Annotated in this window: 15 protein-coding genes; 10 read left to right on the forward strand and 5 right to left on the reverse strand. The window is 50.3% G+C overall.

Translation table 11 applies throughout. From position 1 onward, the window contains the following. The first annotated feature begins 237 nt into the window (after window positions 1-237). Both AC1RJL_RS11515 and AC1RJL_RS11520 read left to right on the forward strand, forming a co-directional pair. Entirely contained in the window at window positions 238-555 is a 318-nt protein-coding gene (locus tag AC1RJL_RS11515) for a hypothetical protein (protein WP_492914074.1), read from the forward strand. 60 nt (window positions 556-615) lie between these two features. Then, window positions 616-1,788: a phosphoglycerate kinase gene (locus tag AC1RJL_RS11520; protein WP_492914076.1), complete on the forward strand. Its 1,173-nt coding sequence runs from the start codon at window positions 616-618 to the stop codon at window positions 1,786-1,788. A gap of 114 nt (window positions 1,789-1,902) precedes the next feature. Here AC1RJL_RS11520 and smpB read toward each other — a convergent pair whose 3' ends face one another. Continuing rightward, window positions 1,903-2,388 (reverse strand): SsrA-binding protein SmpB, encoded by a 486-nt coding sequence (smpB, locus tag AC1RJL_RS11525; RefSeq protein WP_492914078.1) that lies wholly within the window; start codon window positions 2,386-2,388, stop codon window positions 1,903-1,905. A 174-nt stretch (window positions 2,389-2,562) separates the two neighbouring features. Here smpB and AC1RJL_RS11530 point away from each other — a divergent pair, with 174 nt between their 5' ends. The 5 genes from AC1RJL_RS11530 to AC1RJL_RS11550 all read left to right on the forward strand — a co-directional run bounded on the left by AC1RJL_RS11530 (window position 2,563) and on the right by AC1RJL_RS11550 (window position 10,236). Next, complete coding sequence (locus tag AC1RJL_RS11530; protein WP_492914080.1) at window positions 2,563-2,997, forward strand: type II toxin-antitoxin system RatA family toxin; 435 nt, start codon at window positions 2,563-2,565, stop codon at window positions 2,995-2,997. A gap of 23 nt (window positions 2,998-3,020) precedes the next feature. Next, a complete protein-coding gene (locus tag AC1RJL_RS11535) occupies window positions 3,021-3,353 on the forward strand; it encodes an RnfH family protein (protein WP_492914082.1) in 333 nt (110 codons plus the stop codon). A gap of 135 nt (window positions 3,354-3,488) precedes the next feature. Further along, a complete protein-coding gene (locus tag AC1RJL_RS11540; protein WP_492914084.1) occupies window positions 3,489-7,445 on the forward strand; it encodes a PAS domain S-box protein in 3,957 nt (1,318 codons plus the stop codon). Then, complete coding sequence (locus AC1RJL_RS11545) at window positions 7,442-9,793, forward strand: PAS domain S-box protein (RefSeq protein ID WP_492914086.1); 2,352 nt, start codon at window positions 7,442-7,444, stop codon at window positions 9,791-9,793. The genes AC1RJL_RS11540 and AC1RJL_RS11545 overlap by 4 nt, the downstream gene beginning before the upstream one ends. 59 nt (window positions 9,794-9,852) lie before the next feature. Next, window positions 9,853-10,236, forward strand: coding sequence for a response regulator (locus AC1RJL_RS11550; RefSeq protein ID WP_492914088.1), 384 nt, complete (start codon window positions 9,853-9,855; stop codon window positions 10,234-10,236). Between the two features lie 13 nt (window positions 10,237-10,249). On the opposite strand, the gene AC1RJL_RS11555 is transcribed toward AC1RJL_RS11550, so the two are convergent. After that, on the reverse strand, window positions 10,250-11,473 hold the full coding sequence (locus tag AC1RJL_RS11555) for a cyclic di-GMP phosphodiesterase (RefSeq protein WP_492914090.1): 1,224 nt from the start codon (window positions 11,471-11,473) through the stop codon (window positions 10,250-10,252). Window positions 11,474-11,743: 270 nt separating this feature from the next. Here AC1RJL_RS11555 and AC1RJL_RS11560 point away from each other — a divergent pair, with 270 nt between their 5' ends. After that, window positions 11,744-13,375 (forward strand): diguanylate cyclase, encoded by a 1,632-nt coding sequence (locus AC1RJL_RS11560; protein ID WP_492914093.1) that lies wholly within the window; start codon window positions 11,744-11,746, stop codon window positions 13,373-13,375. Between the two features lie 59 nt (window positions 13,376-13,434). On the opposite strand, the gene AC1RJL_RS11565 is transcribed toward AC1RJL_RS11560, so the two are convergent. Continuing rightward, entirely contained in the window at window positions 13,435-13,890 is a 456-nt protein-coding gene (locus tag AC1RJL_RS11565; RefSeq protein WP_492914096.1) for an outer membrane protein assembly factor BamE, read from the reverse strand. 78 nt (window positions 13,891-13,968) lie between these two features. On the opposite strand from AC1RJL_RS11565, the gene fur reads away from it, so the two are divergent. Next, on the forward strand, window positions 13,969-14,376 hold the full coding sequence (gene fur, locus AC1RJL_RS11570; RefSeq protein WP_492914098.1) for a ferric iron uptake transcriptional regulator: 408 nt from the start codon (window positions 13,969-13,971) through the stop codon (window positions 14,374-14,376). A 131-nt stretch (window positions 14,377-14,507) separates the two neighbouring features. Here fur and recN read toward each other — a convergent pair whose 3' ends face one another. Continuing rightward, complete coding sequence (recN, locus tag AC1RJL_RS11575) at window positions 14,508-16,175, reverse strand: DNA repair protein RecN (protein WP_492914100.1); 1,668 nt, start codon at window positions 16,173-16,175, stop codon at window positions 14,508-14,510. Window positions 16,176-16,296: 121 nt separating this feature from the next. Continuing rightward, window positions 16,297-17,916 (reverse strand): methyl-accepting chemotaxis protein, encoded by a 1,620-nt coding sequence (locus AC1RJL_RS11580; RefSeq protein ID WP_492914102.1) that lies wholly within the window; start codon window positions 17,914-17,916, stop codon window positions 16,297-16,299. A gap of 429 nt (window positions 17,917-18,345) precedes the next feature. On the opposite strand from AC1RJL_RS11580, the gene grpE reads away from it, so the two are divergent. After that, complete coding sequence (grpE, locus tag AC1RJL_RS11585) at window positions 18,346-18,915, forward strand: nucleotide exchange factor GrpE (RefSeq protein ID WP_492914104.1); 570 nt, start codon at window positions 18,346-18,348, stop codon at window positions 18,913-18,915. Window positions 18,916-18,968: the final 53 nt, after the last annotated feature.

The raw sequence follows: 18,968 nt of genomic DNA on the forward strand, positions 1-18,968 counted from the left end.
GAAAAACTTAAGTCGGATTTATCTTGATTTTTAGTGCAGACTTTTACAAAAGTATTTTGTTTTTATCAAGAGAACAGCGTGATCATAAAATTAATGCAAGGCTGGAGTCTCGCCTGTAGCTGTGTTGAATCGTGAGGATCTGAACGTGCCTTCGAAAAATGAGCGTATTATCAGGGTAGTGCCTTTTGATACATCTACTGCGTTGAGTACTTTATTTTAATTAAGTTGGGAAATAATATGAAGAAATTATTGGCGCTATTTTTGACTTGTATTTCGGTTAATGCATTCGCGATTGTCAATGTTTCTGGAAAAGTTGCACGTATATACCCTGCTGATGGAAGAATTTTTTTTAATTTAGTTAACGATCAATGCGGATTGGAAATTGACAATCACTATTATTTTTTTACGCTTGATAGTGAGTTAAAGACGGCTTGGTATTCATTAATTTTGGCTGCTGCAAATACAGGTAAACCTATTGTTGTTTCATTACCGAATTGTCCCTCTACCATTTCTGGAACTCAGGTGGAAATACGCTATGTTTATCAAGATTTTTAGTGGTGCCGGTTTAACTGAAAAGTTTTTAATTGCTATTCTATTTTTATCAGGAGTTGATTCATGACCGTAAAATTAATGAAAGACCAGGATCTCGCCGGCAAGCGTGTATTGATTCGTCAGGATCTGAATGTGCCATTGGAAGATGGCCGCATCACTTCCGCGGTGCGTATTGATGCTTCTATCCCAACCATTCAGGCGGCTTTGGCTGCTGGTGCAAAAGTGATGGTAATGTCGCATCTCGGTCGTCCGGATGAAGGGGTTTACGACGAAGCGGCTTCGCTTGCTCCTGTGGCAAAATATTTGAGCGAAAAATTGGGCCGTCCGGTTCCGTTGGTAAAAGATTGGGTTGATGGTTTTGCTGACCAAGGCGATTTGGTTTTGCTTGAAAACGTACGCTTTAATGTGGGCGAAGGCAAAAATTCTGACGAACTGTCCAGAAAATTGGCGGCATTGTGCGATGTCTTTGTAATGGATGCATTCGGTACCGCGCACCGCGCGCAAGCATCGACCCACGGTGTGGCGAAATTTGCACCGATTGCAGTTGCTGGCCCATTGCTGGCGGCTGAATTGGATGCTTTGGCAAAAGTGCTCGACAATCCTGCACGTCCACTGGTTGCTATCGTTGGCGGTTCAAAGGTATCAACCAAGTTGAGTGTATTGGATGCCTTGTCAAAAATTGCTGACATTTTGGTGGTTGGCGGTGGTATCTCCAATACGTTTGTTGCTGCTGCGGGTAACGAAGTAGGCAACTCACTGTACGAAAAAGATTTGATCCCGGAAGCGCAACGTCTGTGTAAAACCACTGAAGTGGTTTACGCAACGGATGTGCGTGTGACCAAAGAAGGTTTTAAATCCTGGAACCATAATTCAGTGGCAACCGTTAAAAAGCCAAACGAAATTGCTGCTGACGAAGAGATTATCGACTACGGCCCTGAAACTGCAGCGCGCGTTGCCGAGATCATCAAAAATGCCAAAACCGTGTTGTGGAATGGTCCATGCGGTGTGTTTGAGTTTGATGCTTTCGCAAAAGGCACTGAAGAAATTTCCCGCGCGATCGCGGCGAGCGATGCTTTCTCGGTTGCCGGTGGTGGCGATACGCTGGCTGCGATCGACAAGTGGAACCTTGCTGATAAAATTTCTTACGTTTCTACCGGTGGCGGTGCATTCCTTGAATTCGTTGAAGGAAAAGTATTGCCAGCTGTGGCGATTCTGGAAGAGCGCGCTAAGGATTAATCTGCTGCGGCTTTTAGTCACGCAAAAAAATGCCGGTATTGTTCAATACCGGCATTTTTTATTGCGCAACTTTTTATACACAAAAAGGAGAAAATACACAAAAAAGGAGAAAAATTAATCGCGTTTGCTGGCGGTTTGGAATAACCGCTGTTTATCGCGCGCCCAGTCGCGTTCTTTTTCGGTTTCGCGTTTATCGTGCAGCTGTTTACCTTTAGCGATGGCGATTTCCAATTTTATTAAATGCTCCTTCCAGTAGAGCGCGGTAGGCACCACTGTGTAACCTTTTTGTTCTACCGCTTCCTGCAGGCGATTGATCTCGCGGCGATTGAGCAGCAGTTTGCGATTGCGGAAGGGGTCAGTAACAAAATGCGTTGAGGCGCTGAGCAGCGGTTGGATCTGGGCAGCCTGCAACCAGGCTTCGTTATTTTTAAAAACCACATAGCAATCGGTAATATTACCCTTCCCTGCACGCAGGCTTTTTATTTCCCAACCCAGGAGTGCAATACCGGCTTCAAAGCGATCGTGCAGTTCGTAATCGAACTTGGCTTTCTTATTAAGGGCGATGGTGTTTCCTTGGTTTTTTTGCGCTTTTTTGGCCATGAACTGGATGCTACTCAAGGTAAAGTCGAAAACGGGCGGGCATTATATCGGCAAAGACGGCGTCATGTCTTGGTGTAGGGCGCAGGCTGGGCTTATACCTACCGCCCAATCTGGGTACAATTCGCATTTTGGCGCTGGTTCAATTGGCAAAACGTATTTTATGGGGTGATGGCTGTGACACACCGGGTAGAGCGATCGGCGCTGGTTAATTATTCGCAGCAGCAGATGTTTGAATTGGTCAACGATATTGAAGCCTATCCCCAATTTATGGATGGCTGTAGCGGAGCAAAAGTGTTGGCGCGCGGCGATGATTGGCTGGAGGCGCGGCTGGAGTTAAGCAAGGCCGGTGTGAGCCAGAGTTTTGTAACCCGCAATCAATTGCAAGCGCCGCACAGCATGATCATGAATCTGGTCGATGGTCCCTTCAAGTATCTGCGCGGTGCCTGGCATTTTACGGCACTGGGCGAGCATGCCTGCAAGGTGACCTTCGAGCTGGAGTTTGAATTGCAAAACCGTTTGCTGGGGATGGCGGTAGGCAAGCTGTTCGAGAGTGTGAGCAACAAGCAGGTCGATGCGCTCTGTGTACGCGCCAGACAGGTCTACAAATAGATGTATGTTGATGGAAGTCCAGCATGGCCGATTTTGATCTCATCCCGGTAGAAGTGGCTTATGCACTGCCGCACAAACAAAAAATCATCGCGCTGTTGGTCGAGCCGGGTACAACTGCCATGGCAGCGGTAGAGCGCTCTAAAATTACAGAGCATTTCCCCGGCCTGGAGATCAGTACGGCCAAGATGGGTATCTTTGGGCAATCGCTGGGCACCAAAGGGCTGGATGCGGCGGATAAACACATCCTCCATGCGGGTGATCGGGTAGAAATCTATCGCCCGCTGGTATCTGATCCGAAAGAGACACGTCGTAAGCGCGCACAAAAGGCCGATACGAATAAATCGGTTAGCGACTAATTTCTCTCTCTTCCCTTTTCCCCTCTGTTGAAATTCGACCGGCTGCTCGCGCAAAAATTTGCACTACACTGGGGTAATACTCCGTCATTTAATCCCGGCTGGCGGTGGCGATAACAACAAGCCCCGAGAGACTGCATGTCGCTGAATTACAAACGTCTGTACCGTTGGTTACCCTGGGTTTCTGCCTTGGGTTTGGCCATGGTATTCCTGCTGTTTATGTATGCCGATTTGCAGGTGCACCAACGAGTCTGGAAGGAGCGTCTGGCGTGGAATAGCCAAACCCAAAAAGATTATCTGGACGCAAATGGGCGCGACCTTACCCAACAGGCAATGTTGCTGGCGCAATTAATTGCGCGCGATCAGGCGGTAACTGGCAGCCTGCGTGCAGCGCACAAAGTATTTGCGGCGGAAAACAACGCGAATAACATCGACGAGCTGCGCAAGGCGCGGCAGTCGGTACAACGGCAATTACAGGATTACTGGAATGGTATGGCCGAGTTGGGGGTGCGCCAGCTGAGTGTGTATTTCGCACCGGGCGCGGTCAACTTTTTACGTATGCATCGTCCGGATCGCTACGGCGATAGTTTGAGTGGCATACGACCATTGATTACTAACGCTTTCACCTCGGGAGTTCCGACCTGGGGTGTGGATGTCTCCCGTCAAGGCAGCGGTTATCGCGCCGTGCTGCCGGTGATGGCCAATGACGACCAGGGCGGCGGCGTGATTGCGGTCCTGGAGGTCGGAATGTCATCACTGCCGCAGGCTGCGGTAAACCAGCCCGGTTCGATCCAAATGGCGGTCTTCATGCGCAAAGGGGCAGTTGAGCAGGTGCTGTGGGAGCAGACCCGGCAGGAGCTGAACCAACGCAGTCCCACCACAGTTGACGATTGGCGTTTGGAGGAGACGACCGACCAACAATTACACAACTGGTGGAGTCGCGGCATGGTGCCGATTAACCTGCGCGGCCAACTTCTGCAAAGCAACGATAAAACCTATGTCGCCTCCTGGCTGCCGCTGCAACAAGCCGGTAGTGCACAGGAACAAGCGGGACTGGCGGCATTGGTGTGGAGCGATATCACCCCGGCCTACGATAGTTACGTCTCCATTTGCCGGAAAGTAATAGCCAAATGGCTTACGGCATTAATCTGCGCCCAGCTATTGTTGATTGGGTTTATCCGCATGAATCGCCAGTACTTGCAAAGCCTGATGTTGCAACACAGCGAGCAGATGCGTGAGCAGCACGCCGTGAGCGAGCAGGCGCGCCAGCGGCTGGCGTTGGCGCTACGCTCAAGTGATTCGGGCTTCTGGGAATGGGATATCGCCAATGATAAAGCCAGCTTCTCGCCCGAGTGGCGCCAACTGTGCGGCATCGGCCCTGAATCGCCCAACTCGCTTGATCTGGATGAATGGATGAGCCGCGTACACCCTGCCGATAAGCGCATGAGCTATAGCGACATTATTCGTCACATCAAAGGCGAAACGGCGATGTACGAAAATGAATACCGGCTCAAAGTGCACGATGGCAGCTACAAATGGATTCTCACGCGCGGCAAAGTGGTTGAATGGAGTGAGAACGGCAAAGCTACATTAATGGTTGGTGTATACACCGATATTACCGAGCGTAAAAATACTGAACTGATCAGCATTCGTCAGCAAGCCGCACTGCACTCGCTCAATGAAATCGCCTCGCTCTCCTCGGTTGATCCCGATGAGCAGTTGCGTCGCGCACTCAATCTGGGAGCGCGTTATCTCGGTTTGAGCAACGGCATTGTCAGCCAGATAAATGGCGATGAATACAAGGTGCACGTGCAGTTTTCCGCCCAGGGTCAAAGCGGTTCTCCCCCGCTGACATCACTGTCCAAAACCTATTGTAGTTTGACGGTCGAGCGGAGCGATGTGCTTGCCGAAGATGATATTCCCGCGAGCGAATATCGCCAGCATCCTGCCTATTTGCTTACGCAAGTTGAATCCTATATTGGTGTGCCGTTGTGGATTGATGGAAAAATTTACGGCACCTTGTGTTTTGCGTCGCGCAAAACCCGCCATCACCAATACGATTCGCTCGATAAAGATTTTGTGCGGCTGCTCGCGCGCTGGATCAGTTCGGTAGTAGAGCGATTGCAACAGGACGCTGAGAAAAAAATTATTTTGCAGCGTTTCCAAAAACTGAGCGAGCGGTTACCCGGGTTTCTTTATCAATTCCAATTGCGCCCTGACGGCAGTTCATTTTTCCCCTACGCCAGTTCCGGCATCAAAAATATTTACGATGTCAGCCCGGATGACGTCGCTGTCTCTGCCAATAAAGTATTTGGTGTTATTCATCCGGATGACGCTGGCTGGGTTGGCGAGACCGTGTCTTATTCTGCCGCGCATCTCACACCCTGGGTGGCGACAGTGCGAGTAAATAATCCGCAGCGCGGCATGATCTGGACGCACATCGAATCGATACCGGAAAAACTGGACGATGGCAGTGTACTCTGGCATGGCTACGTCTCGGACATCACTCCGCTTAAGCAAACTGAATTGCAATTGAAAGAAACCAACTCACTGCGCAAAGCGATTCTCGATGCAGCCAGTGTGGCGATTATCTCAACCGATCAAACCGGTATTATCAAAACCTTCAATCACGGTGCGGAAATGATGCTGGGGTACAGTGCCGGGGAAATGATTGATAAGCAAACGTCCACGATTATCCATTTACCTGAAGAAATTGCCGCGCACGCACAACATTTGACCTGTGAACTGGGCTATGAAGTGAAACCCGGGTTTGAGACCTTTATTGCCAAAGCGCGCGAAGGCAGTGACGATGAAAATGAATGGCACTATGTGCGCAAAGATGGCAGCCGGTTCCCGGTGCTGCTTACGGTCTCTGCGCTGCGCGATGGCGATGGTGAGATTACCGGCTACCTGGGAATCGCGCGCGATATCAGCGAAATAAAACGTATTGACCAAATGAAAGCCGAATTTATTTCCACAGTCAGCCATGAGTTGCGCACCCCACTAACTGCAATTAGCGGCGCATTGGGCATTTTAGTGAATGGCCTCGCGGGAAATCTACCCGAGCAGTCGGTGCGTATGATCCAGATTGCGCACAACAATTCGCAGCGTTTGATTCATCTGGTGAATGATTTGCTCGATATGGAAAAATTGGTTGCGGGCAAAATGTATTTTGATATTCAACCGCAAATGTTGCTGCCGCTGATCCGGCAAAGTATTGAATCCAATGCTGCTTTTGCACAGCAATATGGCGTGACTTATGAATTGATCGATAGCGATGATGTAACTATATCGGTCGATCATCAGCGACTATTGCAAGTGCTCACCAATTATTTATCCAACGCTGCCAAGTTCTCACCGATTAATGAAACTGTGACTATCCGTCTGGATATTCGTTTTGGCAGTGTGCGCGTTACCGTGAGCGATAAAGGGCCGGGAGTGCCCGACAATTTTCGTTCACGATTATTCCAAAAGTTTTCCCAGGCAGATTCCTCTGACTCGCGCCAAAAAGGCGGCACCGGTTTGGGGCTCGCCATCTGTAAAGAAATTATTGAGCGGATGGGCGGTACTGTGGGGGTGGAATCACTACCGGGCAAGGGTGCGAGTTTCTATTTTGATTTACCTTGTGAGGATTCTACCCAAAAAATTCCAGCGACACGCGTAGAGCCCCAAAAAACCAAACCGTATTTATTGGTGGTTGAAGATGATGCCGCAACCGCGGAAGTATTGGTCACCGCCTTGACTGCGCAGGAATATGATGTTGATTGTACGGCGACCGGACAGTCGGCGCTGGAGCTTCTGCAATTGCGCGATTACGATTTAATCACGCTCGATTTGCAGTTGCCGGATATGAATGGCATTGCGATAGTGGAACAAATTCGCCAGCAGGAATCCTATCAACGCAGCGGCGAGAAAAAATTGCCGATCATTATTATCACTGGCGCAATCGATGAAGGAAAAAAACGCCTGCCGTCACTGCTCTCCCGCGATAGTGTTTTCTGGCTGCAAAAACCACTGGTTAATGGCCAGTTGGAAAGCGTCATTGTACAAGCCTTGGCAAAATTGGCTGTGGATTCAGCCGGAGCCACAGGATGAAAGCGCCCTTGCCTGAAAATGAACAGCGGCGCCTCTTGGCACTGCGCCGGTTCCATATTCTGGATACGGTACGCGAACAGAGTTTTGATGATCTGGCACAGCTCGCCAAATTAATTTGCAACACCTCCATGGCATTGATCACACTGATTGATACAGATCGCCAGTGGTTTAAAAGTTGCCTGGGTATGGAGGGCACAGAAACGCCGCGCGATCTCGCATTTTGTGCCCATGCCATCATCAGGCCGGAACAATTACTGATTATCGAAGATGCACAACAGGACGTGCGTTTTGCCGATCACCCTGCAGTGACGGGTGAACCCTATATTCGTTTTTATGCCGGCGCACCGCTTATCACTGATGAAGGCGATGCCTTGGGTACCCTGTGTGTAGTAGATACAGAGTCACGGCAACTCAACCAATTGCAATTGGATACACTCACGCTGCTTGCGCGCCAGGTGATGCAATTGTTGCAGTTGCGCGCGACCAATGAATTGGTGCGGCAATATGCGGAAAATTTTCGCAGCCTTTCCGACAACGTGCCAGTGCTGATTGCACAACTGGATGAAGAGCGGCGCTATGTTTTTGGCAACCGCAAATATCATGAATGGTTTGGTGTTGAGGTCGAGGAACTACTCGGAAAAACCCAGCAGGAAGCGTTTGGCGATGATTATGCCAATCGCACCCGGGAATTATTGCAGCGCTGTTACCAGGGTGAATTGGCACATTTTGATATGGATGCTCCCAGCGGAAAAGTTCTCAGCGTTGATTATGTTCCCCAGCGTGATTCTTCCTTTGGCGCAAAAGATAAGGTGGCGGGTGTGTTTATCATTGCGACCGATATTACCGAGCAAAAACAACAGCAGCAGGCGTTGGAACGCGAGCGTGAAAAACTGCAGGAACGGGAAGAGCGTTTGCAAAGTATGATCAACAATTTTCCCGGTGCTGTATATCGCTGTGAAAATAATGCGCGCTGGACCATGTTGTACCTGAGTGCTGCCGTACAGCAATTAACGGGTTATACCGCGGATGAATTTATTAGCGATGCACGCAGTTTGACTGATATTACACACCGCAATGATGTCCCGGTTGTCTATGAAAAAGTACAGGATGCACTGGCACACAAGCGCCCTTTTCATGTTATCTACCGCATCCAGCATGCCGACAGCAACTGGCGCTGGGTTGAGGAGGTCGGCTGTGGTGTTTATGGTGCAGGGGATGAGCTGAAATATATCGATGGTTTTATCTGGGATATTACTGTTGCCGAAGAAGCGCGCACAGCAACGTTACTGAGCGAACAAAAATTATCGACACTCTATAACCAGGCGCCGGTAGCGATTATTTTGAATAATTTTGCCGATGGCCGTTTTATCGAATGCAATCCGGAATTTGCGCGCATGATTGGTTACAGTGCCGAAGAAATCCTGCGCATGGACTATATGGATATCACGCCACCTGAATATGAACAGGCCGATAAAAACGAACTGCAAAATTTATTGCGCAGCGGGCGCTACGGTCCCTATGAAAAACACTATATTCACAAAGACGGCCATCTGATTCCGGTATTACTTAACGGCGTATTGATTGAAACTCCCGGTGGTGAACAGCATATCTGGGCGTTTATCCAGGATATCACCGAGCGCAAACGTATTGAGCAGATGAAGAATGAATTTGTCTCTGCTGTCAGCCACGAATTGCGTACTCCACTGACGTCGATTTCCGGTTCGCTTGGTTTGATCGTTAGCGGCATGCTCGGCGACCTGCCGATCAATATGAAAAATATGCTCGGTATTGCGCATAAAAATGCACAGCGTTTAACATTGTTGATCAATGATCTGCTGGATATGGAAAAATTATTGGCCGGAAAAATGGCTTTTGATATGCGTGTGCAACCGCTCTTGCCGATTATTGAACAATCGCTGGAAGCGAATAAGGCCTATGCGGATACCTTTGGTGTGACACTGGTACTGCAAACACAGTTCACTGATGTGACTGTGAATATTGATACACAACGCCTGCAGCAAGTGCTGGCGAATTTTATTTCGAATGCCGTGAAATTTTCACCCGCCGATGGACTGGTGGAAATTCATGTGATACGGCGCGAACAATATGCAGAAGTTGCTGTAGTTGATCACGGCCCCGGTGTGAGCGATGAATTCCGCACACGTATCTTTCAAAAGTTTGCCCAGGCGGATTCGTCGGATTCGCGCCAGCGCGGCGGTACAGGTTTGGGCTTGGCGATAAGCAAAGCATTTGTCGAACGCATGCACGGCAGTATTGGTTTTGAATCAGAACCGGGTTTGGGAGCGACTTTTTTTGCCCGCTTTCCTGTGGTAGGGGCGATCGCGTAGGAAGCAGAAATAAGACCGGCGCCAAGGCGCACTACAAAAATATCAAACAGGTATATGCAATGGCTCATGAATTAACCCGTATTTTGTACGTTGAAGATGACCCTGATATTCAGGCCATCGCCATGATGGTGCTGGAAACAATCAATGGTTTTACCTTGGAGCCCTGTAGTTGCGGCAGCGAGGCATTGCAAAAAGCCGTGCAATTCAAACCGGATCTGGTGCTGCTGGATGTGATGATGCCGGGTATGGATGGTCCGGAGACGCTCAAGGGTTTGCGTGCGTTTCCAGAGTTGGCAACCACGCCGGTGGTATTTATGACGGCAAAGGTGCAGCCGCAAGAGGTAGCGGGTTATCTCAATCTGGGGGCAGTAGGTGTAATCGCCAAACCTTTTGATCCTATGACGCTGGCGCAGGAGCTGCGCGATATTTGGTCAAGACAGTAGTGCAGATAGGTGGTTAACCGATTCCCGACCAAAGCACGTCGAGATTTTTAAAACCCCAGTCGTCGGGCGATTCGCGCCCGATAATTTTTTCTTTCCCCACCAGTTGTGCCAGATCCAGTGTCTCCTGGATGATCGGCATTTTGGTTTTTGCCGAGTAAAAGACTTTTACCCTGGGGCTGAGCAGCGAACTTTCGTGCTGCTCGACTACCACGGCGAGTCGCCCGCTTTCCAGACGTACCAGAGAGCCAGTGGGATAAATGCCCACTGTTTTAACAAATGCCTGGAACACGGCCTCATCAAAATGTCCTTTACTCCACTCGGCCATTTTGCGAATCGAGTCAGCGGGCGCCCAGCCTTTTTTATAGGGGCGATTGGAGGTGATTGCATCATAGACATCACAGACCGCTCCCATCTTGGCAAATATACTGATGGTGTCGCTTTTGAGTCCGTAGGGGTAACCGGTGCCATCCACTTTTTCGTGGTGATGCAAGCAGACATCCAGCACCAAAGGACTGACTTGATAACTTTCAATTAAAATTTTAGCGCCCACTTCCGGGTGGGATTTCACAATCGCAAATTCGCTGTCAGTGAGTTTGCCGGGTTTGTTAAGCACATTCATGGGTATGCCGACTTTGCCAATATCGTGCAGCAGGCCGGCAAAACCCGCCTCGCGGATCATATCGTCGTCGAGGTTCAATTGACGCGCGAGGGCGATCATCAGCGCGCACACTGCAACCGAATGCATGTAGGTATATTCATCAGCGGTTTTCAAGCGCGCGAGGCTAATCAATGCATGTGGTTGACGCAACACGGAATTGGAAATTTCGTCTACCAATGCGCGTGCTTGCTCTACCTGTATGGCTTTGCCCATGCGCGCATCGCTGAACATTTCAATGACCGCTTCTTTGGCTTTAGCGCAGAGTTTTGCGGCAGTTTTTATTTCGTCTTCAAGGGAGATTTTTTCTTTCCCCTGACTTTTGCTGGCTCCCAGTAAAACCGCTTCGGCTTCACGCGCAACCTCCTCTTCTGACTTCCCTTGAATGCCGGCGTTACTATCAGAGCCTTTGCTCACATCAATCCAGAGTTCCTTAATACCACTGGTTTGGATTGCGTGCAGATCTTTCTCATCGGTGAGCAAAAATTTGGTTTTCCAAAAAGGATGCTCCATCCATGAACCACAAAATTCACAGATGTACATGCCGAGTTGTATGTCTTTTACCGCGATTCGTTTGAGCATGTATAACCAGGGATGCAAGGGAGGGGATGGACACTTTATCGTTCGTTCTGCTGAGTATAGTCAGGGATTTTTAACCGGTACGGGTGAACTGCAATAAATTTTGGCGCACTTGCGCAAGTGCAATAGAGATATGTTAAGTCATTGGCTAAACCGCACATTCGAACCTATTATTCATCCATTCAGGGGGCGTGGAAGTTGTGACTGACGCCACTGTGCGTCAACTGTTATGCCAATAAAATTGCGTCATCGCACATTAAATATCGGTTGCCCATGGATAAGAATGCTGAAATAGCAAAAAAACTTCAGGCTTTGCGTGACGACTATGCTGCGCGCCTGCCTATTGAGATTGAAAGCTTGCGGTCGCTGGTCAATGACTTATCCAATCCTGATTTGCAATGTGCAACGCTTGATCAACTCACGCAGAAATTGCATAGGCTGGCGGGTTCAGCCGGAAGTTTTGGTTTTCCCGAATTGGGCAAACAAGCCAAGAAGCTGGAGTTGCAGGCGCAGACATGGCGTTCAAACAATCGTTTGGATATCGGCTTGTTGCGCATCTTTGCTGTTGCGGTTGCAGCGCTTGACGGTCAAGTCAAAGATGATAACGCAAAAAAAATTCCGGTCGTATCCCGGAGTGCACCGCTCAAAACCAATACCCTGATTTATGTGCTTGAAGATGATCCCACTATAGCCGAAGAAGTCTGCATGACACTGCGGCACTTCGGCCATCAGGTTGAGCATTTCGCTACTATCGCCGCCGCCGAAGCGGAAGTGCTGCGCCGTCCGCCGGACTTTATGATCTGCGACATCATGTTTACCGAAGAAGGCCGCGAAACCCCGGAAGCGGTGGCAATTTTGCAGCAGCATTTACCGACGCCTGTGCCGGTTATTTTTGTGACAACGCGTACGGACTTTGAGGCCTACCACGCGGCGGTGCGCGCCGGCGCCGTGGGTTATTTTGTGAAACCGCTCGATATTATCCGGTTGGTCGATTGTTTTGAATACTATCTCGACCGCCATCGCAGTACACCGCATCGGGTGCTGATTATCGATGATGACCTGGCGTTGGCTGAACACTATAAATTGGTATTGAATTCAGCTGATATCCGTGCTGAGGTGAGCAATAATCCGCGTGAAATTTTTGATGTCCTCCAGGACTTTCAGCCCGAGTTGATTTTGCTTGATATCAACATGCCCGGTTGCAACGGTATCGAATTGGCGCAGGTCATTCGCCTCAACCAGGATTGGTTGCGCATCCCGATTACCTATCTTTCCTCCGAGCAGGATGTAGAAAAACGCGCGGTCGCCATGGGGCGCGCGGGCGATGATTTTTTAAGTAAACCGCTCAGTGATCGCGAATTGATTACTGCCGTGTCGGTGCGCGCCGCGCGCAGTCGTCAGCTGAGTGATGCATTGGATCGCGATAGTTTGACTGGCCTGCTCAAGCATTCACGGATCAAAGAGCAGGTCGATATGGAGTTAAGTCGCGCCTTGCGCAGCGGCGAGAATTTAAGTGTAGTGATGCTGGATCTCGATCATTTCAAAAAAATTAATGATACCTATGGGCATCCTGCCGGTGACAAAGTGATCAAAGCGATAGCTCACCTGCTACGCCAGCGCTTGCGCAAGAGCGATGCGGTCGGGCGTTACGGTGGTGAAGAGTTTGTGGCAGTGTTGCCGCGCTGCGGTCGTGAAGAGGCACAGGCATTGATGGAAGATGTGCGTCATCGTTTCAGCGATATCACTTTCACCATTGACCAGCGCACGTTTAACGTTACCCTCAGCGCAGGCATTGCGTCTTATCGCCCCGGTGTAGCGCGTGCTGAGCAATTGCTGCAGGAGGCGGATGCAGCGCTTTATCGGGCCAAATCAGATGGGCGCAACCGGATCGGTATCAGCCGTTAACTGCAAATAAAAAAGCGCCCGGCTTAACCGGGCGTTTTTTAGTCGATAAACTGTGCTTGTTATTCAAGTTCTTCCGGATCGGGTACTTTTGGCGGGGTACTATCTTCGGTAGGAACAGGAACATCGCGATTCATATCTTCCAAATAGCGTTTTGATTCCTCACCGCTCAGCGGTGCTTTGCCTGGCAGGAAGTCACCTTCGGTTTTTACCAGCTTGTCGTTTTCAAAATAAACACGGTACAGGTATTGGGTAATTTCGCCTTGGGAGCCGCGTCTTACGCTATAGGGATAGTCCCAGCGATCATCATTAAAGGTATCGGGCAACAAGGTATTGCCAAGCACGAACCGCACCTGACGCTTGGACATGCCCAATTTCAATTTCTCCACCATCTCTTGTGTAATGATGTGACCCTGTTGGATACCGATTTTGTAAACACCAGGAAAGCGGAAGCTGGAGCAAGCGGTCAGGCTGGTAAATAGGACAACGGCCAGGAGAACTCGGCTGGCTAATTTCATACAAGGGCTTCCACTAACGAAAATGAACGCGGATAATACCCGAACCACAGGAACACTGAGAAGGGTTTGGGGGAAATAATGGCAGACGGTAACCACGAACTGCGCAAAGCGGGTCTTAAAGTGACCTTGCCACGTGTGAAAATTTTGCAAATGCTTGAGTCCTCTGAAAAGCATCACATGAGCGCAGAAGATGTTTATAAGGCGCTGATGGAACAGGGTGACGATGTCGGCTTGGCGACTGTATATCGGGTATTAACCCAATTTGAGACCGCCGGTTTGGTAGTGAGACACAATTTCGATGGCGGCCATTCGGTATTTGAGGTGGCGCGCGGTGAGCATCATGATCACATGGTCGATATAGATTCCGGCACCATCATTGAGTTCCATAATGATGAAATTGAAGCCTTGCAAAAACGTATTGTTGCAGAGTATGGCTTCGAGCTTACGGATCACAGTTTAGTGTTGTATGTAAGAAAGAAACATTAGTGCAAGAGAAAAGCCAGTGTTGGATGCGGTAAACAGTAGTGCTGTACGAAAAAACGTTGATTTGTTCTACCGCATGAGGGCGCGATTATCGCGCCCTTTTTATTTTGCGAGTTTGCGGGCGAGAGTTAGAGTTAAAGCTCCAGCATCTCCCGCGCATGGGCCAGCGATTGGTCAGTAATTTTCAGGCCACCCAACATCCGTGCAATCTCCTCTACCTTGCCCTCACCGGTCAGTTCTACCAGCGTAGACTCTGCGCTCTTTTTGCTCGCGGTCTTTACCACTTGCAAGTGCTGGTGGCCTTTGCTTGCCACCTGCGCCAGATGGGTCACACAAATGACCTGCCCGCGTTCGCCCAATTGCCGCAAGAGTTGGCCGACCACATCGCCAGTCGCGCCGCCAATACCAACATCCACTTCATCAAATACCAGGGTTGGTGTGGCCGAGGTTTTTGCGGTGATCACCTGAATTGCCAAACTGATGCGCGATAATTCCCCGCCCGATGCAATTTTGGCGAGTGGGCGCGGCGCCTGGCCGGGATTGGTACTGATTAAAAATTCCACGTCTTCCAGTCCGTTGGGTCCGGGTTTATCAGTGAGCGGCAGCAGGCTGACACTAAGGTTGGCATTGGTCATCGCCAATAATTTGAGCTGTTCATTTACTTGCCTGGCGAGGCTGGTACCCGCTTTGCTGCGTTTGGCCGACAATTGCTCTGCAAGCTGGCGATAGGCTTTTTCCGCTTGCGCAACTTGCTGTGCGAGTTGGTCGAGCTTGCCGTCACCGCCCTGTAATTGCTCCAGTTCCGCACTCAGTTTTTCGATAAATGCCGGCAACTCTTCCGGTTGGATACGGTGCTTGCGCGCAAGGTCGTAAATGGCCGAGAGGCGATCTTCGACAATGGCCAAACGCGCCGGATCGAGATTAAAACTGTCGATATGGCGATCAATTTCGTGCTGCGCTTCTTCGACTTGAATCTGCGCGCTGGTCAGCAGTTCTTCTGCGGTCTGCAAGGCGGCTGATTTTTCCGGCAGGCTGCGCAATATATGCAAAGCGCGATGCAGATTGACACTCAAGCCCTGTTCATCGTCCCCACAAAAGGCGGCCAGTTGCTGGCTGCCGTGCAAAATTTCTTCGGCATTGGCAAGGCTGCGCTGTTCGGCTTCCAGCCTGGTTAATTCACCTGGTTGCAAACCCAGTTGCTCCAACTCGTTAAATTGATAGCTGAGCAGTTGGAAGCGCGCGCTTATATCAGCGGCGTTATCGCGCAGGTGGATAAAGTGTTCGAGGCGGCTCTGCCACTCGCGAAAGGCAAGGCGCACTTGTTTGGCAAGCTCGGTTTGTCCGGCAAATTCGTCGATCAGCCGGCGATGGGTATCTTTGATCAATAGCGATTGATGTTCATGCTGGCTGTGAATATCAATCAGCATCTCACCCAAAATACGCAGTTGCTGCAAGGTGACCGGCTGGCCATTGATATAGGATTTGGATTTACCTTCGTTATTGATCAGGCGGCGCAGCAGGCATTCCTGCGGCTGATCCGGTTGCTGCAAATCCATATTGAGCAGCCATTCCTGGGCACCGGGAATGGCGCTGGTATCGAAGGTAGCGGTGATATCGGCGCGGCTTGCACCAGTGCGCACCCGGTCGGCCTCGGCGCGATCGCCCAGTGTTAGTGCAAGCGCGTCGAGCACAATCGATTTGCCCGCCCCTGTCTCACCGGTAATCACGGTCATACCGGGTTTGATATCCAGATCGAGACGATCTACCAAGGTAAAATTTTGGATATTCAGGTGAGTGAGCATGGGCGCCTCGCAAGCGTTGCAGCAATAAAAAAGCCAGACACTGGTGTAGTAGGTGTCTGGCTATTTATACAGTATTTGCTGAGTGAGTGGCAAGTCACCTGCTCAGTTGTACATGTTGCGGTTACAGGCGGAAACCTTCCAGGCGACGGCTGAGCTCGTCGGAGGCATCGCGGATTTGCTGCGATGCCAACAAGGTTCCGCGTGCGGCATCTTTCGTCCCCAACGATGACTGTTCAACGTGACTGACGTATTCCAGAATCAAGCTGCTCGCCTGTACGTGTTCGATCAGGGAGTTACCGATGTGCGCCACCATTTTGGCAACTTCATCGGTCTCGCTGCGCACGCTCTCGACAATCTCGCCGCCCTGACGGGTTTGGCCGATGCCCTCTTTCAACTGGATCACCATGTCATCCATATTTTGCTTGGCGACGCGGCTGGAGCTTTGCACGGCGGTAATAGTCTCGCTAATTTCCGTTGTCGCTTGAGTTGTACGCTGCGCAAGCTGGCGCACTTCATCGGCGACTACCGCAAATCCGCGCCCTTGCTCACCGGCCCGCGCTGCCTCGATGGCGGCATTCAGCGCGAGCAAGTTGGTTTGGTTGGCGACTTCGCTGATCACGGAAATTACGGCTGAAATACTGTTAATCCGGCCGGCCAGATCATCAATGCTGCCTTGGGTTTGCACCACGCTGTTGTCGATCTCAACAAAGCTTTTGACCGCATTCGAAATCATTTTCTGGCCCTGGGTTGCGGTCTTGGATGCATGATCGGTTTGGTTGGTGGCGATTTTGGCCTGCTGCATTGCATCCTTGGTTTGCATGTTGAATTCTTCGGCAGACGAGGCAATTTTAATGGTGTTGACGCTTTGGTCTTCCGCCATGGCGGTGCTGGTTTCGGCTTTGTGGACAATATCATCGCTGATGGAATGCAGGCGCGCTACCATTTGCGAGATGCCGCTAATGACTTCACGCAATGCATGGCGCATGCGCACGACCGATCCATATATGCTGTCTTCCGGCGCTTGATGGGAGCTGCGTTCGGTCAGGTCGCCGCCCGCTACCGCCCGCACCAGGGTAAGCACTTCTGAAAGCTCGGCGCCCAGGCCGCGATCCAGTTTGCGTGCGAATATAACTACCGGACCTACAATGACCAGCATCACCAGCAGGCAAATTGTCAACTGCCACTTGGCAGTTTCCCAAAAGCGCGCATTGACCTCGTTAAAACCGATTCCGGTTCCCACCACCCATTTCCAGCGCGGCGAAAGCTTGGCGATGGAAAGTTTGTCTTCAATCGAGCCATCCGCTTGTTTTTGGGTCCAATTGTAGCGTGCAGTTTCGCCTTGGGCTTTCTCTACCGCTTTTTGCAGAATTTCTCCTACGCTCTTGCCATTGCCATCTTTAAATTCGTGGAAGCTGGTGCCGTGGATCTCCGGGTCGAGTGGTGCCGCCACAAAGTTCAGCTTCTCATCGGCGACGTAAACATATTCCGATTTGTGATAAATGTTATTGCGCAGCAGTGTGGTGGCGATCTTTTTCGCCGTTTCATCATCCATTTCGCCACGTGCGGCCATTTGTTCCATCTGGATTACAGTGGCGTAGGTACTGTTAAGTAATTGCTCTACCCGGGCAGCGTTATCCTGATTGCTGGAATAGCGAACAGTGAATAGGCCAATCAGCATAATTCCCAGTAAGCCGATTAGGATTTGGGCGGATATGATCCAGATTTTGACGCGCAGTGACATTGTGCCCCCTGGGAGTGGCTAAGTTATAGACATTTGAGTTATGACCATAGGTGCAGTGGACAACGTTGTCAAATGGTATTTAAGAGTATTTGAGCAAGGTTTTAAGGCTTTTATGCCAAGGGAGTATATGTGACGCAGATTCACTATTTTGGCGCAAAAATCATCATAAATGCCCTTGATAAGGGCATTTTTTGCGGGAGATTTTTTTGAACTCATGGATTGATTTGTATTTGACAGGAAAAAATGACACGAACGTCTGACCCGGCTTTACAGGAAATCGACCACATACAGGATTATTGGTCGCTGCCGGCAAAAACTTTGGTGATAAAAACTTGAATCCCCCCGTCCCAGCCCCATATAGGCCCCACAGTAATTCAAGCGGACCCATGTTGTTTCTGGCGTCCGCCCAACCTGCGATTGGAGAAAACAGTGTCCACCCAAGACTATACCGATATTCAAAACACCGGCGAACCGCAAAACCCGGCAGAGGAAGCGACCGAGCAGTCCCAGCCAGTTAACGAGCCGAGCCTTGACGCGCTGCAGGCGCAATTAGCGACCTTGGCGACTGCTTATGAGTCTGCCAAAGAGCAATCGCTGCGCTCGCAAGCCGAGGCACAGAATGCCCGCCGTCGCGCCGAGCAGGATGTGGAGAAAGCCCACAAGTTCGGTTTGGAAAAGATGGTCAATGATTTGCTGCCGGTAGTGGATAACCTGGAGCGCGCACTTGCCGCAATCGACACCAGCAATGAAGCATTCGCTGCAGTCGTTGAAGGTATCCAACTAACTCATAAATCGTTTGTTGATGCATTGGCGCGTTATCAAGTGGTTGCCGTTAGTCCGGAAGGCGAGCCATTTGATCCGAATTTACATCAAGCGGTATCTGCAGTGCCCAATCCTGATGTGGAACCCAATACCGTGCTCAACTGCTTCCAAAAAGGTTACACCTTGCACGGCCGCTTGGTTCGCCCGGCGATGGTAGTGGTTTCCAAGGCACCTTGATGGTCATTGGAAATCATCGAGAATGTGAGGATTTTTGGTGCGTTGGACTTGAA

The sequence above is a fragment of the Cellvibrio sp. GW822-FHT04B05 genome (assembly GCF_058800985.1).